Origin of the sequence: Bacillus sp. FSL R5-0593 (assembly GCF_038603755.1) — a bacterium.
GTDB lineage: Bacteria > Bacillota > Bacilli > Bacillales > Bacillaceae > Bacillus > Bacillus velezensis.
Map to the genome: position 1 here is coordinate 2741374 of NZ_CP152011.1, position 15722 is coordinate 2757095.

A 15722-nucleotide genomic window follows, 5' to 3' on the forward strand; every position below is an offset into this window, starting at 1 on the left:
AAATGATTGCCAAAATTCCCTTATTCATCATACAAACTTGTGAATGCTTTTGACAAGTCCGAAGTCACATGCTGCAGCAGGCTGACGACTCTTGAATAATTCATGCGCGTCGGCCCGATAATCGCGATTGATCCGATCTGCTTCGTATCAACTGTATAGGTGGCCGTGATTAAGCTGCAGTTTTCCATTTCTTCGTAGTCGTTTTCTTTCCCGATTTTGATTGAAATCCCGGCTTTTGATGACTGAAACAGCTTCAGAACATCCTGCTCTTTTTCAATTAAAGATAAGAGCGAGCGGACCCTTTCAATATCATGGAACTCCGGCTGATTCAGCATGTTGATCTTTCCGCCGAAAAACAATTTCTCAACGTGGGCCGCCGGATGGAATGTGGAGCGGAGCGATTCAAGTATGCTGTCATAGTTGGCGATATGCTGCCTTAAATATGTGACAACCTCTTTGAAAATGCGCTCATTCAGTTCGTCCATCGGCACGCCCGCTAATCGATCGTTTAGTATATTGACCAGTTTTTCAATATCGGCCAAATCCACTTTAGCCGGGAAATTGATGGTGCGGTTTTCGACATGCCCCGTGTTCGTGACGAGGATGGCGACCGCCTTATCCGGCTGGATCGGAACGATTTGAATCTGTTTAAGATAGTTCTCGCTCAGCGTCGGCCCGAGGACAATCGATGTGTAGTTTGTCAGGTCGGACAGGATTTGCGCTGATTTTTGGACTGTTTTTTCCAGCTCGAAGATTTTTTCTTTAAATATCGAGTGAATTAAATCCAGATCGGTTTTTGTCAGCTTGACGGGTGACAGCAAATGATCGACATAATACCTGTACCCTTTTTCCGACGGAATCCGTCCTGAGGATGAATGGGTTTTTTCAATAAAGCCCAATTCCTCCAAGTCAGCCATCTCGTTTCTGATCGTTGCAGAGCTGAATGTAATCTCGTCTTTTTTTGAAAGAGTTCTTGATCCTACAGGCTGCGCTGATTGTATAAAATCATTAATAATCACTTGCAGGATCAACAGCTGACGATTTGTTAACATCATCATCACCCCTGTTAGCACTCAAGGTCAGCGAGTGCTAATTCTATATCAAAAGTAACAAACCAAAAGAAAAATGTCAATTATAACTCACCCAAAAAAGCGCCAAAAACCTCATTTCCTAATAATTTGCCCTCATGCGTTAATGCAACCGATTCTTCCGTGTCACAGATCAGGCCTTTTTCGGTTAAATCTTTGAGAACATCGGGAAACAGTTCGTCGACCGAGCGTCCGAATTTATCGAGAAAAGCTTGCTTTTGTACGCCGGACATTTTTCTGAGACCGAGGAACATTTCTTCTTCAATCTGCTCCTCACGTGTCACCTCGTGCGTGTCACGGTAAGGCAGCCCCTTTTCTTCGATGAGCTGCATGTAATGTTTCACAGGCCCGGCGTTGACGGTGCGCGTGCCGCTGATATATCCGTGAGCGCCTGCGCCAAAACCGAAATACTCTTCATTGCTCCAATACGTCAGATTATGCTGGGACTCGTATCCGGGCTTTGCAAAGTTACTGATCTCGTATTGACGGATGCCCGCTTCACTCATCTGCCTCATGACCGTTTCATACATCTCGGCCTCTTGTTCTTGCGCCGGGAGATGCAGGCGGCCTTTTTGCATTAAATTATAAAACACCGTTTTCGGCTCTACGATCAGCGAGTAAACGGAGTAGTGCTCCGCATCAAGAGACAAAGCTGTTTTGACGGAATTGTCAAGATCAGCCAGCGTCTGACCCGGCAGGCCGAACATCAAATCGAGACTGATGTTGTCGAAGCCGAGAGCCCTCGCACGTTCAAAGGAAGTGAATACGTCCTTTTGTTTATGCACTCTGCCGATTTTTTGTAAAAGCTCATCTTCAAAGGTTTGAACACCGAAGCTCAGCCGGTTGACACCGGCATTTTTCAGGATTTTTAATTTTTCCGGAGACAAATCATCCGGATTCGCTTCCGCGGCAAATTCTATGAGTCCGTCAGAAGGCTTCAGCACGCGGTGAATGGAATCCATCAATTTTTCCAGCTGGACGGGTGAGAGCGATGTCGGCGTGCCTCCCCCGATAAAAATCGTGCGGAGATCAGGGCGTCCCGTCCGTTCTATTGTATTTATCATTTCCTTTTCGAGTGAGTTTAAGTACTCATCGACAGGCTGGCTCTGAATAAAATATTTATTGAAATCGCAATAGTGGCAGATATGCTCACAAAACGGAATATGAATATAAGCTGATTTCATTTTGAAACACCTTCTTCTTTACAGAAAGAAGCCGCAGCGCGGGGCTGCGGCGGCTTCCGTTATTTTTTCGGGCTGTCATCCATTTTAAGAACGGCCATAAACGCTTCCTGCGGCACTTCTACTGAGCCGACCTGCTTCATCCGGCGTTTTCCTTCTTTTTGTTTTTCAAGAAGCTTCCGTTTCCGCGAGATGTCTCCGCCGTAACATTTAGCCAATACGTTTTTACGCATCGCTTTAATGGTAGAGCGGGCCACGATTTTCTGGCCGATCGCCGCTTGAATCGGTACTTCAAAGTGCTGGCGCGGAATGAGCTCTTTCAGTTTTTCTACAATTACTTTTCCGCGTTCGTACGCGTAATCGCGATGCACGATAAATGAAAGGGCGTCGATTTTTTCTCCGTTCAGCATAATGTCCATCTTGACGAGTTTAGACGGTTTGTAGCCGATCAGTTCGTAATCAAAGGACGCGTAGCCTTTTGTGCTTGATTTCAGCTGATCAAAAAATTCATATACGATTTCCGCTAATGGCATGTCATAGACAATGCTGACACGATTTGCGTCTAAATATTGCATGTCGATAAAATTGCCGCGTTTTCCTTGGCAAAGCTCCATCACCGCACCGACATAATCGTTCGGCACCATCATTGTCGCTTTTACATACGGCTCCTCGATTCTTTCGATCTTTTGTGGGTCAGGCATGTTGGACGGGTTGTCAACAACAACCTTTTCGCCGTCCGTCATATAAACGTCATAAATAACGCTCGGCGCGGTCGTGATCAGGTCGATTTTAAACTCACGCTCAATCCGCTCCTGAATGATTTCCATGTGAAGCATACCTAAAAATCCGCAGCGGAAACCGAATCCGAGCGCTTGGGATGTCTCTGCTTCATATTGAAGCGATGAGTCATTCAGTTCAAGCTTCTCAAGAGCTTCCCTTAAATCATTGTATTTGGCCGTATCGATCGGATACAAACCGCAATACACCATCGGGTTCAGCTTGCGATACCCAGGCAATGCTTCGGCAGCCTGATTGGCCGCGCTTGTTATCGTGTCACCGACGCGTGTGTCACCGACATTTTTGATCGCAGCAGTTAAAAAGCCTACATCGCCGACAGTCAGTTCATCTGTCGGAGTTGCTTTCGGCGTGAACACACCGACTTCTGTCACTTCAAACTCTTTTCCGGTTGCCATCATTTTAATTTTCTGGCCCGGTTTGACCGTTCCTTCTACGACTCTGATATACGCGACGACTCCGCGGTACGCGTCATAAAGCGAGTCAAAGATGAGCGCTTTCAGCGGAGCTTCCGGATCTCCCGCGGGAGCCGGCACTTTTTCTACGATCTGTTCTAAAATGTCTTCGATGCCGATGCCCGCTTTCGCTGAAGCGAGGACGGCGTCTGAAGCGTCAAGGCCGATAACGTCCTCAACCTCTTGACGCACACGTTCTGGCTCTGCGCTCGGGAGATCGATTTTATTAATGACAGGAAGAATCTCAAGATCATTATCAAGCGCCAGATAGACGTTCGCCAATGTCTGCGCTTCTATTCCCTGAGCCGCATCAACAACGAGAATCGCGCCTTCACAGGCAGCCAGGCTTCGCGATACTTCATATGTAAAGTCGACGTGTCCGGGCGTGTCGATGAGATGAAATATATATTCTTCTCCGTCTTTTGCTTTGTATTTCAGCTGAACGGAATTTAATTTGATGGTAATTCCCCGTTCGCGTTCAAGGTCCATTGAATCAAGCAATTGTTCTTTCATTTCCCGCTGGGTGATCGCCGATGTTTTTTCTAAAATCCGATCCGCCAAGGTCGATTTGCCGTGGTCTATGTGGGCGATGATGGAGAAATTCCGGATTCTTGACTGCCTCTCTAAACGCTTTTCTTTATCTGTCACAATCTATCACTCCTACTATTAAACGCAAAATACACTAGCTTAGATTATATCAATAGGATTGTAAACATTCAATTAAAACAAGAAAGAGAAAAGCTTCCTTTAAGGAATCATCCGCTTTTCTCTTCATCAATGCTAACGGTTCAGTTTCGAAACCCACTCATACATCGCCTGCGCCGAGTCCGTCACGGTATTTGAAAGGGTTTCTCCGGCTTTTGAAAACAGGTTGAAGGTTTCCGCCTGTTCCAGCTGTTTTTGTTTTTCTTCCAGATCTTTCGCCGTAACGGTTTGCCCCAAAATGGAAGCTTCTTTTTCCTGTCCTTCTCCGCCGCCGAGCGTGAATGCTCCTTTTAAGGAAGGGTCTTTGTATCCTTTCATATCAAGCATTCCGCTGTTTGCCTGCTGCATACCGAACAATACGCCGAAAAACATGACAATGGCGATCAGCAGGCATTTGCCGGTAAAACGGATCATTCGAATCACCTGATTTCTATTGTTTTTTCTTCTCTCCTGATTGCGAGCTGACCTTTTCTGCATCCCAGTACAGTTCGCTGAACACATCGGCCACGGCATCTGATGCGCGCCTCAGTTCTTCAAGATTGTTATCCACGCCCCCGAATTCCAGCAGAAGCGACCGGTCGTTTAAATCTTGGTTGTATACTCCATTATCTCCCGGAGAGCCTTTTGATAAAACACCGACGCTTAAGCCGGGGTATTTTTTCTCCATCAGCTTATGAAGTTCACTTGCGAGTTTATAGTTTTCTTCAAAATTAGCGCTTTTTTTGCCGACGACGATGGCGACTCTGGCATAGCTTTTTCCTTTGATGTCGGCTGTCGTATTTTTCTTGCGGCGGGAATCCCGGTGAATGTCTATGGTATATTGCAGGTTTTTATTTTTGGCGAGCGCGCTTTTTACGACCGGCCTTGATTCGTCGTAGCTTCGCGCATAATTTAAGCCGTCTTTGTTCAGGCGGGCCTGAATGTCGGTTTTATCTACGGTCGCTCCTACACCTTGCGCTTCAAGCGCTTTTCCGAACATATCTCCGACAAGCGTGACATTGGCCTTCGAATGGCGGGCGTTATCCGGATTTGTTTCCCCCTTTAACAGAGGAAGATAGGATTCGGTATTATGAGTGTGGTAAATAAAAACGACTTTTTTGCTGCCTGTTGAATGTTTTGGCGGCGCCGTTTCTTCTTTTTTCGTTTTGTTTTCGATTTCTGCCAGGTTCACTTCTTTTTCTTTTTCCATCACCTTTGACGGCGGCGGAGATTCAGCCGGCATATTCGTATAATCCGTCCCCTGCCCCGCCAGAAGGATCTCCGTATCGTATTGGGCAAATCCCGGCAGCTCACGTCCCAAGAAACTCCGCGGGTCTTCCATATTAATGCTTGTCGCCAGTTTTAAGGAAAGCCGGGACAGCTGAAAAGAGTCTTTTTCAGGAAGCTCTGAGGCGAAATAATGATTTTCCATGCCGAGGAGGTGTGCAAACGCGTCACCCGGAAGTTCTCCGGCAATTCCGTGAAGAGAATCCGAAGAAAGCCTCAGTTCAGGGCGAAGCGATGTGAGCACACCCGATAATACGAAAATTACGATAAGGCTTGTCATAAACAAAAACATGCCCTTGAGCGCATTTCCACCGTTTACTGCAACGACAATTTGACGGTTTCTGCGTTTTTTTCTCATGATTTGAATCCCTCCAGCGCTTGTCTAGTAATTACTCTATGAACAAGCTAGAGGAGGTAGAACCATTTTAATGATTATAAGAACCTTTGTTATCTTGTGACACTTTTTCATGAAGGGCGGTGTTTAACCCGTTTGCAAGCACGTTCGCCATATCATCAATAAAGGTGTCAATCTCCTTCGGCGTGACCATCAGATTATGGCCGAGCGGAGAAAGCACTTCGTGAATCAGCTGGCGTTTTTCGTTTTCGTCCAGCGTGCCGACAATACCGAGAAAGGATTGGCGTTCTTTTTCTCCGGGAAGGTCTTCGTCTGTCAGCACCTTCTTTTTGCCGAAGTTCATTCCGGCGGGCACCAGAGATCTTGACGGGCTGTCATCTTTCATCTCTCTTCCGAAATGTTTTAATATATAATCCACCGTATCGCTTGCGATCGTAACCGCATCAACGACAGTCGGTACCCCGATTGCGATGACGGGAATGCCGAGCGTTTCCTTGCTTAATTCTTTTCTCTTATTGCCGACGCCTGATCCCGGGTGAATGCCCGTATCAGAAAATTGGATGGTCGTGTTCACCCTTTCAACGGCTCTGGCCGCAAGAGCGTCTACCGCGATCACAAAATCCGGCTTTGATTCTTTGATCACACCTTGAATAATATCGCTCGTTTCAATTCCCGTTAATCCCATCACACCGGGAGCAAGCGCGCTGACCGGCCTGTACCCTTCCTGCACGTTTTCCGGCTGAAGCCTGAACAGATGCCTTGTCACAAGAAGGTTTTCGGTCACGAGAGGGCCGAGCGCATCCGGCGTCACATTCCAGTTGCCGAGACCGACGATCAAACAGCTTGCATCCTTTGGAATCTTTAATGCCGACAGATAGGCGGAAAATTCCTCGGCAAACACTTCCGTTACTTTTTCCTGCATGTCAGAGTCGTGTTCCCGAACCCCTTGAGCCTCGATCGTGACATAGCGTCCCTGCTTTTTCCCCGATAGCTCGGCGCCTTCTTTGGTAATATCGACGGTTCTGACTTTAATGCCGCCCTTGTCGCGTTCTTTTTCAATAAACCCGTTTATTTCTTTTTTCTGACCGGCTTGTCCGTCTTTTACCGCCTGTTTCGTTTCTACCGCTAAATCCGTCCGTATCAGAAATTGATTGACATCCAGTTCGTTGTTTTTCACAGGGAAGACCTCCTTCAATCATCGTGGTACATAGTGTGGCCATTTACAAAACGAATCATGCGAATTTACCCATCAACGAAAAATACTTTACATTTATATTGCAATCTAAAGTTCTGTTTGATAGAATACAATTTGTTCTATTGTGAAGAAGATTTAACCTTAAGACACTGTGCTACAGGTTGTATCTTAGGAGGTGAAACACATGCCAAACATTAAATCAGCGATTAAACGTACAAAAACAAACAACGAACGCCGCGCTCATAACGCGACAATCAAATCTGCTATGCGTACTGCAATCAAACAAGTTGAAGCTTCTGTTGCTAACAACGAAGCGGATAAAGCGAAAACTGCTCTTTCTGAAGCAGCGAAACGCATTGATAAAGCAGTGAAAACAGGTCTTGTACACAAAAATGCCGCAGCTCGATACAAATCTAGACTTGCGAAACAAGTGAACGGACTTTCTGCATAATACAAAAACGATCCCTTTAACGGGGATCGTTTTTTTCATTCAGTCCGGAGAAGCTCAAGGAGAAAGAGCTCCAGCAAGAGCTGCTTGTCCTTTTTCCCCGTTTTCATTTCATAATCCATCACTGCGAGTCTTTCTATAATACGCCGCAGCTCTTCTTCAGAAAAAAGCCTCGCCTGATCCATCGCCAGCTTTACCCGGAAGGGGTGCACCTTTAAGTTGGAAGCGATTTGCTTTTGGCCGTATCCTTGTCCCGCAAAATACTTCGTCTGCATAATCAGACGGAATTGGTTGGCGATCAGCGCCATAATTTTGATCGGTTCTTCGTTTTGTTTTAAAAGATCATAAAATATTTGAAGACTTTCCGTCCGTTTTCGGTTCACGATTTTGTTGATCAGCTCAAAAATATTCTGCTCCAAACTTCTTGCGACGAGCTCCCGGACATCTTCAAGTGTGATCTCATGTCTGTCACCGGTGTAGGCGGAGAGTTTTTGTATTTCCTGATATATGGATGACAGATGGCCGTTTGCAAGCAGAACCAAATGCTCGGCAGCTTCTGTATCGATCATTTTATTTTCGGATTTCGCCAGATTAATCGTAAAATCAGTCGTCTCCTTTGCATTCAGCTCCTTAGCTTCAATCATAAGGGCTTTTTGCTTCAGCGCTTTCGTCAGCTTTTTCCGTTCGTCCAGCTTCTCATACGGAGCCACAATCACAAAGACCGTGTAAGGTGCAGGCTCCTTCAGATAAGTCTCCAGAGCGGCTGTATTATGCTCTATTTTTTCTTTCTTTTTTTCCCCTGTTAAAAAAGACGGATTTTTTACGATGACCAGCCGCTTCTCTCCCATAAACGGAAACGTTTCCGCATCGGTTACGGCCTGGTCAAGCGGATCCTCTTCAAGATCAAAAACAGACAGGTTAAAATCCTTTGTCTCCTCATCAACGACAGCTTGTCTGATCCGGCTGACAGTTTCTTGGAGCAGATACGTTTCTTTTCCGTATAAGCAATAAACGGAGCGGACATCCCCTTTTTTCAGGGCTTTCCAAACATCAAATACCATGATCGTATGACTTCCTCTCTTTCTTGATCCCCTTCTATCCTAAATTGAGTTCGGCAAATAGTAAAGAGGAAGCTTTAAGGACAGCTTCCTCATTTATAATAAACGCCTGATTCACAAGCTCCCGGGTCTGCTTGTAAAAAGGCGATAATCACAAGAACAGAAAACGTTACCATCACTTCTAGATTTTTCAAAACAATTCCAGTATACTTAGGGAAGTCAGGAGGGATGAAATTGAATGATTTTGAAAAAAACGTTCAAAGCAAACGAAATGATGCTGTTGACTCAGCTGTCGGTTTTGTCGTGTCCTTCGGATTTTTCGCCTTTTTGTTCGTGATGGCAACAGCCATCCATCTTATCGGCTCTTAGCCGCATTCCGGGCTGCTGTCAATCGGCAGTCTTTTTTACTTCTTGCGCCCTGGTTTCTTCTATATCATATGGAGGGAAGACGGAAAACGTTCCGGCGCCTTTTTTAAATCTGTATTGAATCGTTCCGCTGACATCGGTGCGAAGCACATTGACAGAGTACGCCTTCAAACGATCCAGCACTTCTTCATGCGGATGATGGTATCGATTCTCTTTTCCTGCTGAAATCAGCGCTGCTTCCGGCTGAAGCTGCTTCAAAAAGGCTTCACTCGTTGAGCTTTTGCTGCCGTGATGACCCGCCTTCAATATATCAGCCTTCAGATTCGGATACGTTTTCAGCACTTCCGTTTCGCCGTCCGATTCTAAATCTCCCGTCAAAAGCCAGCTCACTCCGCCAAAAACCGTCCAAAGCACCAGTGACGAATCATTTTTACTCCTTCCGTCAGACGACTCCGGAGACAGCACCTGAAACTGAAGATCCCCGGCTGTAATGGTGTCGCCCCGCTTTGCTTCGGCAACGGGAATGTTGTTTTCTTTCGCCATATTTAATATGTTCTGATCTTTCGGTTCTTTTACGAATCCTACGGGGACAATTAACCGTTTGACTCTATGATTTTTGATTAACACTCCGGCTTCCCCGATGTGATCTTGATCCGCATGGGTTAAAATCAGCGCATCCAGCTTTTTCACCCCTTTTCCGTTTAAAAATGGAATCAAAACCTTCTCGCCGATAGAATATGGGTGGCGTTTTTCTTTCCATGATTCTCCGGGATAAGCAATCACTCCCCCTGTATCAACCATTACGGTCCCTTTGCGGTGCGGCGCGCTTATAAACAGTGAGTCTCCCTGCCCGATATCAAGCATATCCGCTTCTCCCCATGGACTGAAATACGGACGGCATATTAAATAAGCCAAAACCGCGCAGAAAAAAAGAGCCGATTTCCTGAGTTTTAAAAAACCTCCCTTTTCCAAAGCCGCAAAAAGCGTAAAAACGGAAACCGCAAGCAGAAGAAGGGAAACAAAGTCAGGCTTTGACACAATCATAGTAAATAAATCAACGGATGCCGCATATGTAATGAAATCATGCACAGGCTTCATCACAAGGTCAAACATACCAAACAAACATTCTCCCATCTGCCTTGAGAGTAAAAGAAGAAGGAAACCGATGACAGAAACCGGAATGACAAATAACGTATAAAAAGGCACCATCACCATATTCATCGGAAAACTGACAAGTGAAATCTGCTGAAAATGATAGAGAAGAAACGGAAGTGAGCTGAGCTCCGCAATGAATGAAGCCATCGCAAGCCCGGCAAGTCTGCTTTCCCCTGCTTTCTTTAAAATGGAGGATGACAGAATTAAAGAGGCGCTTACCGCAAAGGAAAGCTGGAAGCCCGCCTGCCAAAGGAAGTAAGGATTAAACAGCAGAAGCAGCAGATAAGACAAGGACAATGCAGCAGAGGAATGAATGCCGCGTTTAACAAGAGTTCCGGCGATATAAAATCCCAGCATGAGGGATGCGCGCAATACGGATGGGGCGGCACCGCTCAGCAGCGTATACACCGGCAAAAACAGCAGCAGCAAAATTCCCGCCTTTTCTCTTGTCAGCCCGATTCTGATCAGAGCATAAAATAATCCCGCCGTAATAAGACCGACATGCATTCCGGAAATCGCCATTAAATGAACGACTCCCAAATTTTGATATGCACTCAGTATATCGTCCTCTATAGAAAATCTTTCACCTAAGGTCAGCGCTTCAACAATTCCGGCGGAAGATTCAGGCACGTGATTCCGAATGATCGAAATCAAATTTTTTCTGATGTTCAGCAGTTTAAACAGCGGCTGTTTGGATTTTTCACACTGCTCAATGGAAGTCACGGAAAATAACCAGTGAATCTGCTGAGAGTAAAGATATTCCTTATAATCAAAACCTCCGGGAACCGTCGCATGTGCAGGCTGTTCCAGAGAGCCTGTAAACGTGCAGCGCATCCCCGGTTCAAGCTGTTCAATGAGTCTTTTTTCCTCAAGAGAACGGATTTTGTACGAAGCCGCCCATTTTTCCTTGTCATGTGTACGGATAACAGCTGACATTTTCGCTCCGTCAACCTTCGGAATATTAGTGATGACGGCCTGTTCAGTATAACTGCCGGCCTGATAGCGCGTTACATTCGCAGCGTCACAAACCGTATAAAGATAGAAATAAAGACAAAAAGAAACGAGGCAGACGATAACCGGAGCATGGTGCTTTGTTTTTACAATAATAAAGAGAAGATACAGAAGAAAAAGGAGCAGAACCCAGAAGACATGAGCGGCGGCAATTCCCGCAGTTGCAGAAACCGCCGCCAGAGGCAGAAGAAGGTATTTATATTTCATTTATACGTAACTGGTAAACAGCTCATTGGCCTGTTCATGAATTTTTTTCAGTTCATCTGCCTTAACTCCCGCATCAGATAATTGCTGAATCAGACCTGCGACAAAAGACAATTTTTCGCGGTTTTTCAGATCGATGATCATTTCATCAAGTTCGACCTGCTCCACCTTGACTCCGGCTTGGCTGAACAGCTCTTTTGCATAAGGCTGTGTTTTGTAATCTTCGGCATAATAGACCGTTTTGATGCCTGCCTGGATAATTGATTTGCAGCATTGAATACAAGGATAATGCGTCACATAAATTTCGGCGCCCTCCGTCGGAACACCGAACTTAGAACATTGCAGAATCGCATTCATCTCTGCATGTATGGTCCTCTGGCAATGATTATCTATTAAAAGGCATCCTTCATCAGCGCAATGGACGCCGCCGGCGATTGAGCCGTTGTATCCGCCGGCAATCATCCGCTTATCTCTGACTACGGTTGCCCCGACTGACAGTCTCGGACATGTGCTTCTCAGCGCCAGCAAATGGCTTTGCGCCATAAAATATTGATTCCATGAGATTCGTTCCACAAGTGTTCCCTCCAAAAAGTCTTGTTGCTTTTCTAAGTTTACATAGATTTAAGCAGAACCGTCAATTCACTTTACCGTAATGGAAGTTTTTATCCGCTCAAATGACTTTTCTCCAAAGCCTGATACATTCATCAAATCTTCAGCAGTCTGAAACCGTCCGTTTTCTTCTCGGTAGGCGATAATCGCTTCCGCTTTTTTCTGCCCCACCCCGGAAATCGCCTGAAGTTCGTCCAGAGATGCCGTATTGATATTGACAGCTGCATTCTCCTTTTCACCCGCTGCTGTTTTCGGGCGATTCTCCTCTTCGCCTTCACTCGGAATATAAACAATCGTCCCGTCCTGCAGCTGCTCTGCTAAATTAACATTCAATTCATCCGCCTTTTTCTTCAGGCCGCCGGCTTTTTCAATGGCTTGCGTCACCCTGTCTCCCGCTTTCATTTCATACACGCCGGGATTTCGGACCGCGCCTTTCACATCAATCATAATCTTATCGGCTGCGGTGTCTTTTTTGTCCGCGACGGATACTGAGGCTGTTTGGCCAAGCACGGACTGCTGTTTGACCGGCTCTTCCTTTTCAGAACGAAACAGCCAAATGCAGATAAAAATCGCCCCTGCCGCAAGACAAGCGACCAGGATTTTCAGGTTCCGCCGCAGCCGCTCCGTCATCATCGCTTTCGTCATATTGCATTGCCTCCCCGCATAAGGTTTAGAGGATTAAGGGAAAAAGGAGGGGAATTCATTGAAAATAGGCTTTATCGGCACCGGAAACATGGGAACGATCCTGATTGAATCGTTTATCGAATCAAACGCTGCCGATCCCTCACATATCACCATCACAAACAGAACAATCGAAAAAGCATTAAAACTAAAAGAACGTTTCAGCGGCATCCATGTCACCGAGGATCAGGAAAAGCTCGTACAGGATAATGAAATAATATTCATTTGTGTAAAGCCGCTGGATATATATCCTTTGCTGAAAAAACTCACACCGCATTTACGGAAAGACCACATTTTAATCTCCATTACCAGCCCCGTTCAGACGGATCAGATTGAACATACGGTTCCGTGTCAGACGGCCCGCGTCATTCCGAGCATTACGAACCGCGCCTTGGCCGGCGTCTCGCTTGTTACGTTCGGCAAAAGCTGCAACGAGTCGGCAAAAGCGGATATTCAAACGCTGTTCACTCATATTTCAAAACCTGTGGAAATCAGCAGCGGCATTACAAGAGCGGCGTCAGACATTGTCAGCTGCGGGCCCGCTTTTATGAGTTATCTCGTTCAGCGCTTTATTGACGCGGCAGTGGAAGAAACGGACATCACCAAAGAAGAAGCCGTGATTATGTCGACGGAAATGCTTGTCGGTCTCGGAAAGCTTCTGGAAACAGGGCATTACACACTTCCCGCCTTGCAGGAAAAAGTATGCGTAAAAGGCGGCGTCACCGGAGAAGGACTGAAGGCTCTCGAAAGCGGTGTTCAGGATATGTTCAACCGTGTCTTTCAGCGTACACATAACAAATACGATGAAGATATATCGTTAGTGAAGAAGCAATTTCACGTGTAACTGAGTATGCCATAAAGTGCTTTATCGCGCCAATCGCAAAAAATGCATTTTAAAAACCATCGTTCCGTTTAAACGATGGTTTTTGGTTTGCCTGCCGTAAAGAAAAGACGTTCAGACTCTGTTGAAGGAGGCCGGTCTGTAAAATCGGCCGTCACTTTCTTCAGTTCAAATCCGGTCTCTGCAAGCATTTGTTCATATTCTTCAATGTAAAATGTTTTTTGCTCATGCGTCTCGTCATAACGGTCATAAGATTGTCCGTTCCATACAAAAAAGGACATATCATGGATGACAGAAAGCTCTTCATCGCCGGCAAAGCTTTGCCAGATATAGCTGATCTGCTCATCCTGATCCGCATGGGTGCTGTCCGGAAAAAGCTCCGTCATTTTAAATGGGGAATGGACGTCAAACAGAAGCAGGCCGCCCTCCTTCAAAACTTGAAAAACACTTTTGAAGGTGCTTAAGACATCATTTTTCGTTTTTAAGTAATTTAGGGAATCACAGCAGATGACAACGGCATCAAACTGTTCTTCAAAACCGGAAAGCTCTCTCATATCCTGTTGGAGAAAAAGAATCGGCTTTCCCGTTTTTTTCTGCTGGGCACAGCTCAGCATATCTTCACTCAAATCAATCCCCGTGACTTCGCAGCCTTTTTCAGCAAGCCTGATGGATATTTCTCCGGTTCCGCAGGCAAGATCAAGCACCCTTCCCTTTTCCGGAAGAGACGCTTCGATCCAGCCCGCCCATTCATCATACGGCGCATGTGACATTAACTCGTCATATACGCCGGCGAAGCCTTGGTAAATCATGAGTTCAAGCCGAGTTCAAGCTCTGCGAGCGGCGCGTCGCCCCATAGCTTTTCAAGATTGTAGTAGCTTCTTTCATCTTTATGGAAAACGTGGACAATGACGTCGCCGAGATCAACTAAAATCCAGCGGGCCTCATCAAACCCTTCCATCTTTTTGACATCAATGCCGTTTTCTTCTGCCTGATCTTTAATTTCACGCGCAATTGCCTGAACCTGCTTATCAGAATTCCCGTGGCAGATTAAAAAGTAATCCGCTATAAGTGAGATTCCTTCCATGTCCAGCGCTAAAATATCTTCTGCACGTTTATCGTCGCATGCTTTTGCCGCGATTTTTAATACGGAAGCTTGATTCATTCTTTAAATTCCTCCTGTCAATTTTGAGACACCAGCCAATTATAGGTTGCAAACGTCTCCGGAAAGACTGGCTGGTTTTTTTTCATCAGAAATATCATTGTATTTTTCATTGCTTGTATGAGCGCATCGTTCAGATCTGTTTCCGCCAGACGGCGCACCTCTTCCACTCCGGGAAAATGGCGTCCGGGTTCAATGTAATCCGCAACGTAAATGACTTTGTCTAAAAGGGTCATCCCGGGACGCCCTGACGTGTGATAGCGGATTGCATCCAAGATCTCAGGATCAGTGATCCCCGCTTCTTTCTCAGCCAAATACGCTCCCACAGGGGCATGCCACAGCTCGGCATTGTAATCCAAGAGCTCAGCCGGCATTTTTTCCCGCACGATGATCTGCTTCATTTCTTCTTTCGGCCGGAATTTCGCATAATCATGAAAAATAGCCGCCATTTCCGCTTTTTTCGGGTCTGCTCCGAACCGGCCTGCGAGAATAACCGCCGTATCTGTCACGCCGATTGTGTGGATGTAGCGATGCTCGGTCAGCTGCTCTTTGACGCAGGCAAGTGCTTCCTCACGATTCATATAAATCATTCTCCTCTATATACTGCCTCACTTTATCCGGCATTAAGTATTGCGTCGGCTTTTTTGCTTTGAGACGTTCTCTCAGCATCGTTGACGAAACGTCAAATTCCGGAACGTCGGCAAAAAGCAGCGGGTACGGGGTCTCAATATGATACCCCGGGCGCCGCACTCCGATAAATTGAATGAGCGTGAGAAGTTCGTCCAGTTTGTACCATTTCGGCAGATATTCAATCATATCCGCCCCGATAATAAAGAAAAGCTTGTCGTTCGGGTGCCGCTCCTTCAGTAAACGGACGGTATCATAGGTATAAGAAGGGCCTTTCCGGTCCATTTCCGCAAGCTCAAGCTTAAAGCCGGAATTTGAGCTGATGGCAAGCTTCAGCATCTCCACCCGGTGCCGGCTGTCTGTAAAATCTTCATTCTGCTTATGCGGAGGGATTTTATTGGGCATAAACCAAATCTCATCGAGCTCCGCCTGATGAAGGACTTCATTAGCCATCAGAAGATGTCCGTTGTGCGGAGGGTCAAATGTGCCCCCGAATATTCCGATTTTCTTCATGTCAACCACC

The 15722-nt window shown here is 46.1% G+C and carries 16 protein-coding genes and 2 pseudogenes; 3 read left to right on the forward strand and 15 right to left on the reverse strand.

Annotated elements, in window-relative coordinates:
• Nucleotides 1-20 precede the first annotated feature (20 nt).
• From hrcA to gpr, 6 genes are all read right to left on the reverse strand, one after another.
• Nucleotides 21-1052 carry a heat-inducible transcriptional repressor HrcA gene (hrcA, locus tag NYE36_RS13475; protein ID WP_003152889.1) on the reverse strand — a complete coding sequence of 344 codons (1032 nt, stop codon included), beginning with the start codon at nt 1050-1052 and terminating at the stop codon, nt 21-23.
• A gap of 80 nt (nt 1053-1132) precedes the next feature.
• Nucleotides 1133-2272: a radical SAM family heme chaperone HemW gene (gene hemW / locus NYE36_RS13480; RefSeq protein ID WP_007408272.1), complete on the reverse strand. Its 1140-nt coding sequence runs from the start codon at nt 2270-2272 to the stop codon at nt 1133-1135.
• Between the two features lie 59 nt (nt 2273-2331).
• Nucleotides 2332-4167, reverse strand: a complete 1836-nt coding sequence (gene lepA / locus NYE36_RS13485) for a translation elongation factor 4 (protein WP_014418416.1) — start codon at nt 4165-4167, stop codon at nt 2332-2334.
• A gap of 132 nt (nt 4168-4299) precedes the next feature.
• Entirely contained in the window at nt 4300-4638 is a 339-nt protein-coding gene (locus NYE36_RS13490; RefSeq protein WP_007408270.1) for a YqxA family protein, read from the reverse strand.
• A gap of 16 nt (nt 4639-4654) precedes the next feature.
• Entirely contained in the window at nt 4655-5848 is a 1194-nt protein-coding gene (locus NYE36_RS13495) for a stage II sporulation protein P (protein WP_007612673.1), read from the reverse strand.
• Between the two features lie 67 nt (nt 5849-5915).
• Entirely contained in the window at nt 5916-7022 is a 1107-nt protein-coding gene (gene gpr, locus NYE36_RS13500) for a GPR endopeptidase (RefSeq protein WP_007408268.1), read from the reverse strand.
• 202 nt (nt 7023-7224) lie between these two features.
• Here gpr and rpsT point away from each other — a divergent pair, with 202 nt between their 5' ends.
• Nucleotides 7225-7491 carry a 30S ribosomal protein S20 gene (gene rpsT / locus NYE36_RS13505; RefSeq protein WP_003152876.1) on the forward strand — a complete coding sequence of 89 codons (267 nt, stop codon included), beginning with the start codon at nt 7225-7227 and terminating at the stop codon, nt 7489-7491.
• Between the two features lie 16 nt (nt 7492-7507).
• On the opposite strand, the pseudogene holA reads toward rpsT, so the two are convergent.
• A pseudogene (gene holA, locus NYE36_RS13510) lies at nt 7508-8549 on the reverse strand (DNA polymerase III subunit delta).
• Between the two features lie 39 nt (nt 8550-8588).
• A pseudogene (locus NYE36_RS13515) lies at nt 8589-8740 on the reverse strand (hypothetical protein).
• A 40-nt stretch (nt 8741-8780) separates the two neighbouring features.
• Here NYE36_RS13515 and NYE36_RS13520 point away from each other — a divergent pair.
• Nucleotides 8781-8915 carry a YqzM family protein gene (locus NYE36_RS13520; RefSeq protein WP_003152870.1) on the forward strand — a complete coding sequence of 45 codons (135 nt, stop codon included), beginning with the start codon at nt 8781-8783 and terminating at the stop codon, nt 8913-8915.
• An 18-nt stretch (nt 8916-8933) separates the two neighbouring features.
• Here the strand turns inward: NYE36_RS13520 and NYE36_RS13525 are convergent, their stop codons facing one another.
• The 3 genes from NYE36_RS13525 to NYE36_RS13535 form a co-directional block, all read right to left on the reverse strand.
• Nucleotides 8934-11285, reverse strand: coding sequence for a DNA internalization-related competence protein ComEC/Rec2 (locus NYE36_RS13525; RefSeq protein WP_060674655.1), 2352 nt, complete (start codon nt 11283-11285; stop codon nt 8934-8936).
• Nucleotides 11286-11855 carry a ComE operon protein 2 gene (locus NYE36_RS13530; protein WP_003152868.1) on the reverse strand — a complete coding sequence of 190 codons (570 nt, stop codon included), beginning with the start codon at nt 11853-11855 and terminating at the stop codon, nt 11286-11288.
• A 66-nt stretch (nt 11856-11921) separates the two neighbouring features.
• Nucleotides 11922-12536: a helix-hairpin-helix domain-containing protein gene (locus NYE36_RS13535; protein ID WP_064107157.1), complete on the reverse strand. Its 615-nt coding sequence runs from the start codon at nt 12534-12536 to the stop codon at nt 11922-11924.
• A 58-nt stretch (nt 12537-12594) separates the two neighbouring features.
• On the opposite strand from NYE36_RS13535, the gene comER reads away from it, so the two are divergent.
• Nucleotides 12595-13416, forward strand: coding sequence for a late competence protein ComER (comER, locus tag NYE36_RS13540; RefSeq protein ID WP_064107158.1), 822 nt, complete (start codon nt 12595-12597; stop codon nt 13414-13416).
• Nucleotides 13417-13484: 68 nt separating this feature from the next.
• Here comER and NYE36_RS13545 read toward each other — a convergent pair whose 3' ends face one another.
• The 4 genes from NYE36_RS13545 to NYE36_RS13560 are packed head-to-tail and all read right to left on the reverse strand — an operon-like array spanning nt 13485 to nt 15712.
• Complete coding sequence (locus tag NYE36_RS13545) at nt 13485-14222, reverse strand: class I SAM-dependent methyltransferase (protein ID WP_015417856.1); 738 nt, start codon at nt 14220-14222, stop codon at nt 13485-13487.
• Nucleotides 14219-14575, reverse strand: a complete 357-nt coding sequence (gene rsfS, locus NYE36_RS13550) for a ribosome silencing factor (protein ID WP_007408260.1) — start codon at nt 14573-14575, stop codon at nt 14219-14221. The genes NYE36_RS13545 and rsfS overlap by 4 nt, the downstream gene beginning before the upstream one ends.
• Before the next feature lie 17 nt (nt 14576-14592).
• Nucleotides 14593-15153: a bis(5'-nucleosyl)-tetraphosphatase (symmetrical) YqeK gene (gene yqeK, locus NYE36_RS13555; protein WP_007408259.1), complete on the reverse strand. Its 561-nt coding sequence runs from the start codon at nt 15151-15153 to the stop codon at nt 14593-14595.
• Nucleotides 15143-15712: a nicotinate-nucleotide adenylyltransferase gene (locus NYE36_RS13560; RefSeq protein ID WP_007408258.1), complete on the reverse strand. Its 570-nt coding sequence runs from the start codon at nt 15710-15712 to the stop codon at nt 15143-15145. The genes yqeK and NYE36_RS13560 overlap by 11 nt, the downstream gene beginning before the upstream one ends.
• Nucleotides 15713-15722: the final 10 nt, after the last annotated feature.